Here is a 12,872-nt window from a genome sequence, read left to right as displayed (position 1 = left end):
TAAGCCCCATCATAAAGTAATGCTCATTAGCCTTGAAGAAGACGCCTGAAGTCCTACTCTTTTAGGATAGCTAAAGGAGAGAACCATGCGTCTTGCTGTTACGACTTTGTTTCTTGGTCTGTCTGTTGCTGCGGCCTATGCCGCTCCGCCACCGGAAGGCGCCAAACTTTCGGAAATAATCGCGAAAATCGAACAGAACGCGGATACTGCTTTCATTGATGAAGTCGACTGGAATGATCGTGGTTATTACGAGATCGAATATGTCACCAAGGCTGGCGCCAAGGTGGAGGTGAAGGTCGATCCAAAAACCGGAGAAAATGTTCGCTAGTCTCTGACACTTGTGCGAGCGATTATGTTGGAGCGGGTAGCGGGAATCGAACCCGCGCGTTCAGCTTGGGAAGCTGACAGGCTACCATTACATCATACCCGCAAACTGTAATGTATTTCAGTCGATTAGCGACAAATTCGACGAGGCCGCTTTAGAAAGTTTTACAGTTGGTTTTGCCAAACTATGTTCTCTTTCTGGTCTCGTCAAACTGTTTTGTCGACAGGTCGGCCTTGTCACTACATGCGGTCTCATGACCTCACGAAACACTACAGTACCGTGACAAATTTTTCATGAACCATTCCATTGATATCCAGGATTGAGGGGCCATCTGCAGGTAACGCTCCTAACCATGCAGCCAGATTCGCAGGCTGTTGCAGATGACAGGAAGTCCATGGGTAAGACCACAAAGCGCCGAGCACTACTTATCGTAAACCCACATGCCCGAAATGGCAGGGGTTACGGCGCGGATATTCGTGCAGCATTGGAACGCGGTGGCCTCCAGCTCATAGAACGAAATCCGCAGGACGATGAAACAATTTCAGATGTGATCCTTCGTGAAAGAGATTGCGATCTGGTTATTGTCGGTGGTGGCGACGGTTCGCTGAACGCTGCGGCCAAAGGATTGATGGAAACCGGATTGCCGCTTGCAATCCTTCCGCTGGGAACGGCAAACGATTTTGCCCGAACCATTGGCATTCCTGCCGATCCAGTTGAGGCAGCGCGTCGCCTTGCATCCTACGAGGTGCAGCCCATCGATCTGGGTGAGGTGAACGGTCACCTTTATTTCAATGTCGCAAGTATCGGTTTCAGTGCTGAATTGGCGCAGCAACTGAGTTCCGCGGCGAAGAAGAAATGGGGAAAGCTCGGTTATGCGATTGTCGCAGCGCGCATCCTCATGCGCTCCGAGCTTTTCACAGTCTATCTGGAACATGACGGCATGACAGAGAAAATCCGTACGTTGCAAGTCTCTGTCGGGAATGGAAAATTCTACGGCGGCGGTATGGCTGTCGAAAAGGATGCGACAGTGGATGACGGTAAGCTGGATTTCTATAGTCTGGAAGTCGATCACTGGTGGAAGCTTTTGCGCCTGCTTCCAAGCTTGCGTCGCGGTACCCATTCCAAATGGGATGATGTACGGGCTTTCCCGACGACCGAAGTTATTGTGCGCACCAAGAAGCCGCGTGCCGTAAACACAGATGGTGAACTGTCAACCTGGACACCTGCCCATTTTCGTCTGCTGCGCAAAGCAATCAATGTTTACATGCCAGATTCAAAATTGAGGCCGTGATGTTGATCACGCAAAAAAAGACCCGCCTTGTTGGAGCGGGCCTAATCCATGACGTTAGGTGACTGGCTCGGAGGTCATAAGAGCCGTATGAATAACGATTGAAGGGTCTGAACGTTCCACATTTAAAAGAAAAAATACCAGATAAGCAGCACGACAACGAGTGGAACCCCCATCAGCCAAAGGATCATTGCTCTCAACATTTTTGTTCTCCTTCCTGTTGAAAATTCAACGTTTCGAATGAGCGATTGTTCCACAAGTCAGGACATTCATGGCGCGTCCGCGTTGAGCCCGTGCCGTTCAATGCGACTCAAAATACGCGGAATTTCAAAAGCTTTAATGATCCGTCAATGAATCGGTGACATCACTAAATTCTAAAAGGCGTGACCAGCGTTTCCGGTTGCGTTGTTGAGTAACGGGCGTGTGGCGTATGGATTCGAAACGAGGGCTGAAACATTCGGTCAACGGCAAGGCAGTGAAGCTGCGCGATAAGCGCGGTTCTGTCGTTCTGTTGTCGTTTATGGCCATTGCTGTTGCCTTGGCGGGTTGTGCATCGGCACCGCAGCCGAAATCGAAGACAAAGCGCTCGAAGGAATATTTCGCCGAATCCAAATATGGCGTGAAAGCCAGCCCACGCGTAGCCTTTTCGAAAGGAAAGCCTCTACCACGTGGTGGCGGGCGCGATCAGACCGGTCAGCCATACAAGGTTAAGGGGCGCTGGTATTATCCCAAGGAAGACAAGAAATACGTCAAGGTCGGCCATGCCTCCTGGTATGGCGAAGCTTTCCATGGTCGTCTGACTGCCAATGGTGAAGTCTATGACATGACGCATCTGACCGCAGCGCATCCAACGATGCCGTTGCCGAGCTATGCCCGCGTGACCAATCTTGCCAATGGCAGTTCGGTGATCGTGCGTGTGAACGACCGTGGTCCATACGAATATGATCGCGTGATCGATCTTTCCCAGAAAGCTGCCGAAATGCTTGATTATCAGCATCACGGTACAGCGAATGTGAAGGTCGAATATGTCGGAAGAGCTCCGTTGAACGGCAATGATGATGCATTTCTGATGGCGTCGTACCGTCCGGCAGGTGGCGATGCGATCGGCCAGCCCGCAACTGGCGTCATGATGGCAATGAACGGGCCGACGCCGACCTCACCGAAGTCACGCGTTCCGATGCCTGTAATGGACGCGGTTCCGGTGTCCGCGCCTATACCTGAAAACTCACCGTTTGCAGTCGATCCTGCTTATAGCGATCCGTCGGGTGGAGCAGCTCCAATGTTACCGGCAAATGTACCGGTACCGTCGCAGCGCCCCGGTACAAGCTTCGGAGTGGCTAATGCTGCCGGTGTCAGCGGTCTCGCGGGCTATGCGTCTGACCGGCTTGCAGCAACAGCCTATGCCGAAGAGCGCGCCTATGGCAGCATCCTGACCAAGGATGCGATCTCAAGCGCCTGGAAGCGTCGTGAAGCCGAGGAACACGGCGAATATGTTGAGATTGGCACATTCAAGACGCTTGAAGAGGCCAAGCAGGTTCAGGCTTCATTGCCAGGCTCAATCAGATTTACGCTCACGAAGATTCCGACCGAAACCAGTGAGTTGTACGAGTTGACAGCCGTGGCCGAGAAGGGTGGAAATGATGCCCTGCTGCGTGCGGCCTGGAAGGCAGGCGCAGAAAATGCGTTTGTGGTGCGTCTCGATTGATCGCTCACGATACGGTGATAAACACTGGCATATTGATTTTGGTCGGATTCGTTGCGTAAGCTCTATCACATTGCTCACGTAACGGGATTTGCATGGGGCTGATTTCAAAAACACTGGTGTTTGCTCGTGCCGTCACTGCCGGCGTTTCGCTGGCTGTTGCCATGCCGGTTACTAGCTTGGCGGCACCTGTCGAAACTGCATTCGTTACAAAAGCTCCGCAGGTCTTGCTCGTCGATGACCGGAGCGGAACTGTGCTTCTTTCCAAGAATGCCAATGTTCCGATTCCTCCTGCGTCTCTTGCCAAGCTGATGACTGCGGAAGTGGTATTTGAAGCGCTCGAACAGGGTGCCACGACACTCGGTACATCATATACAGTCAGCGAAAATGCATGGAGAACCGGAGGTGCACCCTCGGGGACGTCAACGATGTTCGCGCGCATCAAGTCGACGCCGACCGTCGCTGATCTTTTGCAAGGAATGATTGTTCAGTCGGCGAATGACGGAGCTATCGTACTGGCAGAAGGACTGGCAGGCAGCGAGCAGGCTTTCGCAGACCGCATGAACGACCGTGCGAAGGAACTAGGCTTGACCGGCTCCAAGTTCGTAAACTCGACGGGTTTGCCTGCTGAAGGACAAGTAGTCTCGCTGCAGGATTTGGTCAGATTGGCGCGACATATCCGAACCGCCCATCCTGAATATTATAAGTACTATGCTCAACCGGCCTTCACCTGGAACAACATCATGCAGCGCAACCGCAATCCGTTATTGCGGCTTGATGTCGGGGCTGACGGCATGGGAACAGGCTTTACGGAAGCGTCGGGCTTTGCGCTGGTCGGGTCGGCGGAACAGAACGGTCGCAGGCTTTATCTGGCGGTGAGCGGCCTTGCCAGCATCAAGGAGCGTGAAGAAGAAGCAAAGCGTCTCCTGCAATGGGGGATGACGGCATTTGATGATGTGCAGCTTTATCCGGCGGACGAAATCGTGGGTGAGGCGCAAGTTTTCGGTGGTGCGCTCACGCACGTGCCGTTGAAGGTCAAGGATCGCGTCGAGCTGTTGTTGCCCAAGGACGGTCGCGACAAGCTGAAAGCGCGTATTGTCTATAAGGGTCCACTCGATGCACCTGTCGCCGACAACCAGCAGGTCGGCGTTCTTCGGCTGGAGCTTAATGGTAGTATTCTTCGCGATGTTCCTGTTTTTACAGCGCAATCTGTAGAAGAGGGGAGCCTTTCGAAGCGCGCATTGGGTGCGGCAATGGAGCTTTCCACTGGCTGGCTGCGGAAATATCTTTAACCTGTGCTACGCGTATTCCAGGCTCGACCTGATAGCCAAAGGCCGATAATAACTTTCATAGAAGTCCATTCGGACATCGATTCAAACATTTGGAAGTTGGTTTGTCGGGATTGTTCATCACATTCGAAGGCGGCGAAGGAGCGGGCAAATCAACGCAAATTGCGTTGCTGGCCAAGCATTTGCGGGCAAACGGCTTCGATCCGGTCACCACGCGAGAACCGGGTGGTTCTCCTGGTGCGGAAGCAATTCGCCATGTCATATTGAGCGGCAATGCGGAGAACTACGGCGCAGCGATGGAGGCGCTTCTGTTCGCGGCGGCAAGAGCAGACCATGTGGACCAGCTTATCCGCCCGGCGCTGAATGAGGGGCGGGTGGTCCTCTGTGACCGTTTCATCGACTCAAGTCGTGCGTATCAAGGTGTTACCGGCAATCTCGACAGAACCTATATGGCGGCGGTGGAGCGCATTGCGATCGATGGCGCCATGCCTGACATGACGATCATCCTCGATATTCCCGCAGAGAAGGGTTTGTCTCGTGCTGGAAAACGGCGCGGTAGCGAGACGGCGGACCGATTCGAGAAGGAAGATATTGCTGTGCACGAGGCACGACGGCAAGCCTTTCTCGCAATCGCCGAGGTGGAACCTGAACGCTGCAAGGTGATCGATGCTGATCGCTTGCAAGACCAGATTGCAAGTGATGTCGCAAAAGAGGTTGATAGTGCTTTGAAGGAAAGGGGGTTGTTGTGATTGAGGAACTCGACGTCCCTAAAGCGCACGATTCCATTGAAGGTGTGCCAGAGCCTTCTGCAAGTGATTATGTTGCCGGGCACCGGGAGATTAGTGACTTTTTGGCGCAAGCCTATCGCGAGGGGCGTATGCATCATGCGCTGCTCTTTGAAGGTGCGCAGGGGATCGGCAAGGCAACGCTCGCTTTTCACCTGGCAGGGCATATGCTGGCGCATGGCGACAATAGCGAGGCGCCGGAGCATATTGCTGTTCCGGATTTTGCAAGACCGCTCTGGCGACAGATTGCAGGCGGGATGCATCCCGCTGTCCTGCATATTAATCGCCCATTCGATCAGAAGACCGGGAAATTCAAAACGGGTATTCCTGTGGAGGAAATCCGCCGGATTACACATTTTCTGACCAGAACGGCATCAGACCACGCTTGGCGCATCGTTATTGTCGACCCTGCCGATGATATGAACCGCAATGCCGCCAATGCACTCCTGAAAACCCTGGAAGAGCCTCCTGCACGGGCGCTCTTTATCCTGATTTCCCATTCGGCGGGACGCTTGCTCCCGACAATCCGGTCGCGTTGCCAGAGCATCGGCTTCAAGCCACTCGACGATGCTGGGTTGACGGATGCCTTGGCACATGTCGGTCCCGGTGTCGGAATGCAGGCTGATGCTGTTACGCAAACACTGCTCCAGCGATCGGAAGGCAGTGTGCGTAAGGCACTTCTGCTGGTAGCGAATGGCGGTATCGAAATCTCCGACACTGTCGATTCCCTTCTCGAAGGACAAAATTTCGATTTGCCGAAAGCGCAGGCGCTCGGCGGCATATTGAATGGTCGTGAGTCGGAGGTTCAATATGAGCTGTTCCGTGATCATCTGCTTGGGCAGGTTGCAATCGAAGCTCGTCGTCGTGCGGAGGCAGGGCAACTGCGTGATGCAGATCGCTGGTCGCGTTTCTGGAGTGATCTCGTACGCGAGACCGTGGATGCTGAAACCTATAATCTCGACCGCCGGCAAGCTGTGGTAATCCTTTTGGAAAAAACGCATCGCGCTTTTCGTTCCGGTCAGCCTCCGCTTGCGTGACATGGCCGCTGACATGCGTTATGTCACCGCTGATAATTTTCTCCTCGTGTGTCTGCTAATCATTCAGGCGCGCTTTCAAACTTCGAAAGACCGGGTCCATAATGAGCCGCGAAAAATATTACATCACCACCGCGATTGCTTATCCGAACGGAAAGCCGCACATCGGCCACGCGTATGAGTTGATCGCGACCGATGCAATGGCGCGTTTTCAGCGCCTGAATGGCAAGGATGTTTTCTTTCTGACCGGTACGGACGAACACGGCATCAAGATGTTGCAGAGCGCGCGCAAGGAAGGCATTACGCCGCGCGAGCTCGCAGATCGCAATACGGCTGCGTTCCGCCAGATGGCGGATGTGCTGAACAGCTCGAATGACGACTATATTCGCACCTCGGAAGAGCGCCATTACAAGGCGAGCCAGGCTATCTGGAAAGCGATGGTTGACAATGGCGATATCTACAAGGGTGGATATGCCGGCTGGTATTCCGTGCGTGACGAAGCCTATTACGGCGAAGAGGAAACGGAAGTCCGCGAGGATGGTGTGCGCTACGGTCCGCAAGGGACTCCTGTCGAATGGGTTGAGGAAGAAAGCTATTTCTTCCGTCTCTCAGCCTATCAGGACAAATTGCTCGATCTTTACGAGAAGAATCCGGGCTTCATCATGCCTGCGGAACGTCGCAACGAGATCGTGAGCTTCGTAAAGTCGGGTCTGAAGGACCTGTCGATTTCGCGTACGACATTCGACTGGGGCATTCCGGTGCCGGGTGACGAGAAACACGTCATGTATGTCTGGGTCGATGCCCTGACCAATTACATTACTGCTCTTGGCTATCCTGATACTTCGGATGAAAAGTGGGGTTATTGGCCTGCCGATGCACATATCATCGGCAAGGATATCTCGCGCTTTCACGCCGTCTATTGGCCTGCATTCCTGATGTCTGCTGGTATTCCGCTGCCGAAGCGGGTTTTCGCACATGGCTTCCTGTTCAACCGCGGCGAGAAAATGTCGAAGTCCCTTGGCAATGTGATCGATCCCTTCGGTCTCGTTGAACGTTATGGGCTCGATCAGCTGCGCTATTTCCTGATGCGTGAAGTACCATTCGGTCAGGACGGCAGCTACAGTCATGACGCCATCGTCAACCGCACCAATGCCGATCTGGCCAATGATCTCGGTAATCTGGCGCAGCGTTCGCTGTCGATGATCGCCAAGAATTGCGAAGGTAAGGTTCCGGTTCCGGGTGAATTCTCCGACGCGGATAAAGCCATTCTCGATCAGGCCGATGCGGCGCTGGAAACGGCGCGTAAAGCTATGGACGACCAAGCGCTGCATCTGGCGCTCGGCGCGATCTTCGCCGTCGTTGCGGAAGCCAATCGTTACTTCGCAGGGCAGGAGCCTTGGGCTCTGCGCAAGACCGATCCTGCACGCATGGGCACTGTCCTTTATGTAACAGCTGAAGTCATTCGCCGTGTCGGCATTATGGTGCAGCCGTTCATTCCGCAGTCGGCAGAAAAGCTTCTCGACATACTGGCAATTCCTGCCGACAAGCGTCAGTTCTCTGACGTTACGGCAAGCCAGCTTGTCGGGGGTGCCGATCTGCCAGCCCCGCAGCCGGTATTTCCGCGCTATGTGGAAACAGAAGAACAGAACTGAGTTCAATGATGCTTGTCGACAGTCATTGTCACCTCGACTTTGCCGACTTTGAACCGGAGCGTGATGATATTGTTCAGCGCGCTCTGGATGCCGGAGTTAGGCGCATGGTGACGATTTCCACGAGGGTAAAGAAATTCGATACGATCCGTGCGATCGCGGAAGCCTATGATTCCGTTTATTGCTCGGTCGGTACCCATCCGAACAATGCGCATGAAGAACTCGACATTACGGCTGATGATCTCGTGCGTCTTTCGGAACATCCGAAGGTTGTCGCCATAGGCGAGGCGGGTCTCGATTATCACTACGACTATGCCCCACCGGAAGCGCAGCGCCAAGGTTTCCTCGTACACATCGAGGCGGCGCGTCGGACTCAGTTGCCGTTAGTCATTCATGCCCGCAGTGCGGATGAGGATATGGCCGAGATACTGGAGCGTGAGACGGAGAAGGGCGCTTTTCCGTTTATCCTGCACTGCTTCTCTTCCGGTCGTGCTCTGGCTGAAAAGGGCATCGCGCTCGGCGGTTATGTTTCTTTCTCAGGGATTCTGACTTTCAAGAACTCACCGGAGATCCGTGAAATAGCGACCATCGTTCCGCGTGACCGCCTGCTGGTGGAAACGGATGCGCCGTTCCTTGCTCCGTTGCCGCACCGGGGCAAGCGTAACGAACCGTCTTTCGTGCAGCATACGGCGGCCGTGCTGGCTGAGACAATTGGCGTGAGCAATGACGAAGTCGCGCGTATCACGAGCGACAATGTGTTCAGGCTGTTTTCCAAGATGCCTCGGCCTACACTGGCATTGTAAGGGGGAAGATTGAGCGTGACTCCCCCCAAAAATTGCCTGCGTTTCACGGTTCTGGGCTGTGGTTCGTCGCCCGGCGTGCCGCGTATCAATGGCGATTGGGGCAGTTGCGATCCCAATAATCCGAGAAACAAACGTCGTCGCGCATCGCTATTGGTTGAGCGATTTGACGATACAGGTAACAGCACAACAGTTGTGATCGATACCGGGCCGGATTTCCGTGCTCAGATGATTGATGCAGGCGCACACAGCCTCGATGCGGCTGTTTATACACATCCGCATGCTGACCATATTCACGGTGTCGACGATCTTCGCACATATGTCGTTGAAAATCGTCGTCTCATGGATGTCTATGCCAATCGATTGACGCGGAACCGGCTCTTCGAGGCATTTGGCTATTGTTTCGAAACACCTGCCGGATCGAGCTACCCGCCGATCCTCAGCATGCACGACATTGCTCCGGAGACGCCGTTTTCCATATCGGGAGCGGGTGGCCCAATCCGCTTCGAGCCGTTTAGTCAGGTGCACGGCGATATTGAATCGCTCGGCTTTCGTATCGGATCTGTTGTTTATTGCACCGATGTGAGCGCTTTCCCTGAAACAAGCCTCAAGTATTTGGGCGGGGCCGACGTGCTCGTCATCGATGCATTGCAATACCGCCCACATCCAAGCCATTTCTCGCTTGGCGAAGCGCTGGAATGGATCGAGAAGCTGGCGCCCAAGCGCGCCATTCTCACGCATATGCACGTTCCACTCGATTACGAGACCGTCATGCGTGAGACACCGGGTAATGTCGAACCGGGATATGATGGACTCCGCTTCGACGTACCGTTTTAGATTTTAGGCCATGAAGAAAAAAGCCCGCGATGAGATCATCGCGGGCTTTTCATTTGAAAGCTCTTTGATTTAGCCCACTGCGCCCTTGGACGGGAACGGCATCACATTGCTACCCTCAACAGCTTTGGGCGCTTTGTCCTCCAGCATGAGGCCGCCAGCACGAAGAAGGTCGGTAAAGCGACCGCCGCGTGCGGCCAGTTCATCGAAGCTGCCGCTTTCGACCAGATGGCCCTTGTCCATGAAAAGGACCAGATCGGCGGAGCGGACTGTAGAAAGACGGTGAGCAATGATGAAGGTCGTGCGGTTGTGGCTGAGATCGTCAACCGCCTGCTTCACCTTCTCTTCGGTTTCAACGTCAAGCGCACTGGTGGCTTCATCCAGAACGAGGATCGGCGAATCCTTCAGGATTGCGCGCGCAATCGCAAGGCGCTGACGTTCACCGCCCGAAAGCTGTGAGCCGCGTTCGCCGACAACCGTATCGTAGCCATCGCTCTTGGCCAGAATGAAGTCGTGGGCTGCTGCGGCACATGCTGCAGCATGCACTTCCTCATGCGTGGCGCTTTCACGACCGACACGAATATTCTCCTCGACCGATCGATTGAACAGGCCTGCATCCTGAAAGACGGTTGCGATGGCGTGACGTAGCGAACGACGGCTGACGGTACGCGTATCTGTTCCGTCGATCGTGATGCGGCCAGCTGCCGGATCAAAGACGCGCTGCAACAGATTGATGAGCGTCGTCTTGCCTGCACCGGTTGGGCCGACGATGGCCACCGTCTGTCCCGGCTTGATTTCAAACGATACATCATAGACGCCCTGGCCGGAGTTCGGAAACTCGAAGGTTACATTGTCGAAAATGATGTCGCCCTTGACGTCGTTCAGGTCTGAGACGCTCTGGGGCTCCTGACGATCAGCCGTGGCATCTTCCATCTGAAAGAACTCTTCAAGCTTGGCGCGTGCCGTAACGGTCTGGTTGATGAAGGCGCTGATCTGGTCGAGACGACCGATCATCAGCTGTGCAAAGCCGATAAAGGCAATTACATCGCCGACGCGCATCTGGCCTTTGGTAACGAAGTAAGCGCCGAGAACGAGAACCACCACCATTGAGAAGGTCGATGCCATGCGGTTCAGGCCGCTGGCCAGCGCCCACCAATTGAGAACAGGAAACTGTACCTTCTCCAGGTTCTTGGCATAATCACGCAGAGATTGGGTTTCCGACGCAATGCGGTTATAGCTCTGCACAACCGAGACGTTGCTGATCGTATCGCTCACATGTTCGAACAGCTTGTGGTGATGCTTTTCGACAGCGGTCTGACCATCCTTGGTCTTGCGCATGACGAGCTGGCCAATCATCACATAGATGACACCGAGCACAATGAGCACCAGCGACATGCGCATATCCATGCTCATTGCAACCGGAATGAGCGTTGCCAGAGCAACCACGGTCGTCAGATGCTGGCGCATGAATTCGAGCCAGAGCGTGAAAAGCGAGTCTGTTGCGCGGATCAGCGTGTGGAGTGCGTTGGATGTACCGCGCTTCTGGTGCCACGAAAGCGGCATAGTGATGAGACGCTCATAAGAATCGATCATCACGCCCAGACGACGGCGGTGTGCGAGGCGGTCGGCTCCGCGCGCCACGAAGACTGCAGCAACGATGTTGAAGCCGCCAAGCGCAGCCCACATCGCAAGAGGCGAGAAGATGTCGCCCTTATCGGAGATAGCCTGAATGACCCGACCGAACAGAATAGGTTCGGCAAGTGTGACCAGGGCAACCAGCACGCTGGCGACACACATGGTAATCGTTGCAGTCTTTTCGACCGCAAGGTATTCCATGGCTCGCCAGTAGATTTTGAGCAATGACACTTTCGCACTCCCGCTCGTTCTATTTCACGGGACTAAATGGTATAGCCCCTTAGTTCTATCAATATCTGATGACGACAAGAAGTGGCGATTGGGTGTCAAGATCGACCATAAATTAAGAACGTGTGTAACCGAGTGTGAAGATTCAGTAGTCGAAATGGAATTCTTTAGGGATTGCTGGACCAGTTTCGGCTAAAGCAGCCAAATTGCAGTTTTCAGGAATTCCGCCTAGCAATCGTCGGAACTCGCGTCTATTGACAGGACTTAATGACCGGCGCGCGCGTACGCACCGCAATAGCAAGAGTTGATCGGGTTTCTCCATGGCAGGCGTTGAACAGAAGATTGTGGATACAGGCGAGGCGGGCATGCGGCTCGACCGCTGGTTCAAGGTCCATTATCCGGGGCTGGGTTTCGGCCATCTGCAGAAGCTTCTGCGGTCGGGGCAAGTTCGTATCGACGGCTCAAGGGCCAAGGCAGATACGCGTATTCAGGCCGGACAGACTGTTCGTATTCCACCTCTTGGCGTCGATGAAAAGGCCGTCGGCCCGGTCACGGCGCGCACAATCCGCAGTCAGCAGGACGGCGACGTGCTTTCGCAGATGCTTCTTTATGAAGACCCGAAAGTGTATGTTTTCAACAAGCCTGCAGGTCTCGCCGTGCAGGGCGGTTCAGGCGTATCGCGTCATGTTGATGGAATGCTGGAGGCATGGCGCAACAAGAAGGGCGAAAAACCGCGTCTTGTGCATCGTATCGACCGTGACACATCGGGCGTGCTTGTCGTTGCTCGTACGCGGGGCGCAGCGCAGGCGTTGACCACCGCCTTCCGTGAACGCGACACCAAAAAGACCTATTGGGCTTTGGTCAAAGGCGTTCCACGCAAGCGCGAAGACAAAATTTCCACCTGGCTGGTCAGGGAACAGACACCGGATGGCGACAAGATGCGTGTTTGCCAGCATGGTGAGCCGGATTCCGATCACGCTGTCTCATATTATCGCATCATTGAGAAGGCAGGGAACAATCTGACCTGGCTGGAGATGGAGCCTTATACCGGCAGAACCCATCAGTTGCGCGTTCATGCGGCCTATATCGGTCATCCTATCATCGGTGATCCAAAGTATTTTGAAGCTGACCAAAATTGGGAATTCCCGGGCGGTATACAAAAACGTCTGCATCTTCATGCGCGCCGTATTCGTATTCCAAACCCGTCGGGCGGTACTATCGATGTGACCGCGCCACTGCCGCCGCATATGGTTCAGTCGTGGAACCTGCTCGGCTTTGATGAGGAAAGTGCGGAAGATTAAAA

General features: G+C 54.3%; 11 protein-coding genes and 1 tRNA gene. 10 read left to right on the top strand and 2 right to left on the bottom strand.

Annotation, left to right across the window (positions count from 1 at the left end; translation table 11 throughout):
• Positions 1–85 precede the first annotated feature (85 nt).
• The gene (locus LJ361_RS16035; RefSeq protein WP_010660020.1) at positions 86–328 is read left to right on the top strand and encodes a PepSY domain-containing protein; all 243 of its coding nucleotides are present in this window, start codon (positions 86–88) and stop codon (positions 326–328) included.
• 28 nt (positions 329–356) lie between these two features.
• Here the strand turns inward: LJ361_RS16035 and LJ361_RS16030 are convergent.
• Positions 357–430, bottom strand: a tRNA-Gly gene (locus LJ361_RS16030).
• A gap of 289 nt (positions 431–719) precedes the next feature.
• On the opposite strand from LJ361_RS16030, the gene LJ361_RS16025 reads away from it, so the two are divergent.
• From LJ361_RS16025 to LJ361_RS15990, 8 genes are all read left to right on the top strand, one after another.
• Positions 720–1,616, top strand: coding sequence for a lipid kinase (locus LJ361_RS16025; protein WP_029376096.1), 897 nt, complete (start codon positions 720–722; stop codon positions 1,614–1,616).
• A gap of 427 nt (positions 1,617–2,043) precedes the next feature.
• On the top strand, positions 2,044–3,318 hold the full coding sequence (locus LJ361_RS16020) for a septal ring lytic transglycosylase RlpA family protein (protein WP_010660022.1): 1,275 nt from the start codon (positions 2,044–2,046) through the stop codon (positions 3,316–3,318).
• Positions 3,319–3,410: 92 nt separating this feature from the next.
• A complete protein-coding gene (locus tag LJ361_RS16015; protein ID WP_010660023.1) occupies positions 3,411–4,607 on the top strand; it encodes a D-alanyl-D-alanine carboxypeptidase family protein in 1,197 nt (398 codons plus the stop codon).
• Between the two features lie 101 nt (positions 4,608–4,708).
• Positions 4,709–5,353: a dTMP kinase gene (tmk, locus tag LJ361_RS16010; protein WP_010660024.1), complete on the top strand. Its 645-nt coding sequence runs from the start codon at positions 4,709–4,711 to the stop codon at positions 5,351–5,353.
• Positions 5,350–6,426: a DNA polymerase III subunit delta' gene (locus LJ361_RS16005; protein WP_264812025.1), complete on the top strand. Its 1,077-nt coding sequence runs from the start codon at positions 5,350–5,352 to the stop codon at positions 6,424–6,426. Before tmk ends, LJ361_RS16005 begins: the two co-directional genes overlap by 4 nt.
• A 101-nt stretch (positions 6,427–6,527) precedes the next feature.
• On the top strand, positions 6,528–8,075 hold the full coding sequence (metG, locus tag LJ361_RS16000; protein WP_010660026.1) for a methionine--tRNA ligase: 1,548 nt from the start codon (positions 6,528–6,530) through the stop codon (positions 8,073–8,075).
• Positions 8,076–8,083: 8 nt separating this feature from the next.
• The gene (locus LJ361_RS15995) at positions 8,084–8,875 is read left to right on the top strand and encodes a TatD family hydrolase (RefSeq protein ID WP_010660027.1); all 792 of its coding nucleotides are present in this window, start codon (positions 8,084–8,086) and stop codon (positions 8,873–8,875) included.
• A 15-nt stretch (positions 8,876–8,890) separates the two neighbouring features.
• Positions 8,891–9,709: an MBL fold metallo-hydrolase gene (locus LJ361_RS15990; protein WP_010660028.1), complete on the top strand. Its 819-nt coding sequence runs from the start codon at positions 8,891–8,893 to the stop codon at positions 9,707–9,709.
• A 69-nt stretch (positions 9,710–9,778) separates the two neighbouring features.
• Here LJ361_RS15990 and LJ361_RS15985 read toward each other — a convergent pair whose 3' ends face one another.
• Positions 9,779–11,572 (bottom strand): glucan ABC transporter ATP-binding protein/ permease, encoded by a 1,794-nt coding sequence (locus tag LJ361_RS15985; protein ID WP_264812024.1) that lies wholly within the window; start codon positions 11,570–11,572, stop codon positions 9,779–9,781.
• A gap of 317 nt (positions 11,573–11,889) precedes the next feature.
• On the opposite strand from LJ361_RS15985, the gene LJ361_RS15980 reads away from it, so the two are divergent.
• Entirely contained in the window at positions 11,890–12,870 is a 981-nt protein-coding gene (locus tag LJ361_RS15980; protein WP_010660030.1) for an RluA family pseudouridine synthase, read from the top strand.
• Positions 12,871–12,872: the final 2 nt, after the last annotated feature.

It is taken from the genome of Brucella sp. JSBI001, from assembly GCF_026014005.1.
GTDB lineage: Bacteria > Pseudomonadota > Alphaproteobacteria > Rhizobiales > Rhizobiaceae > Brucella > Brucella anthropi.
Note: the sequence above shows the minus strand (reverse complement) of the source record. Positions and strands in the feature narration are given on the sequence as shown.

Bases quoted from the DNA above. Each gene is read 5' to 3' on its own strand.
- LJ361_RS16035 (WP_010660020.1), top strand. From the start codon at position 86: ATGCGTCTTGCTGTTACGACTTTGTTTCTTGGTCTGTCTGTTGCTGCG.
- LJ361_RS16025 (WP_029376096.1), top strand. From the start codon at position 720: ATGGGTAAGACCACAAAGCGCCGAGCACTACTTATCGTAAACCCACAT.
- LJ361_RS16020 (WP_010660022.1), top strand. From the start codon at position 2,044: ATGGATTCGAAACGAGGGCTGAAACATTCGGTCAACGGCAAGGCAGTG.
- LJ361_RS16015 (WP_010660023.1), top strand. From the start codon at position 3,411: ATGGGGCTGATTTCAAAAACACTGGTGTTTGCTCGTGCCGTCACTGCC.
- metG (WP_010660026.1), top strand. From the start codon at position 6,528: ATGAGCCGCGAAAAATATTACATCACCACCGCGATTGCTTATCCGAAC.
- LJ361_RS15995 (WP_010660027.1), top strand. From the start codon at position 8,084: ATGCTTGTCGACAGTCATTGTCACCTCGACTTTGCCGACTTTGAACCG.
- LJ361_RS15980 (WP_010660030.1), top strand. From the start codon at position 11,890: ATGGCAGGCGTTGAACAGAAGATTGTGGATACAGGCGAGGCGGGCATG.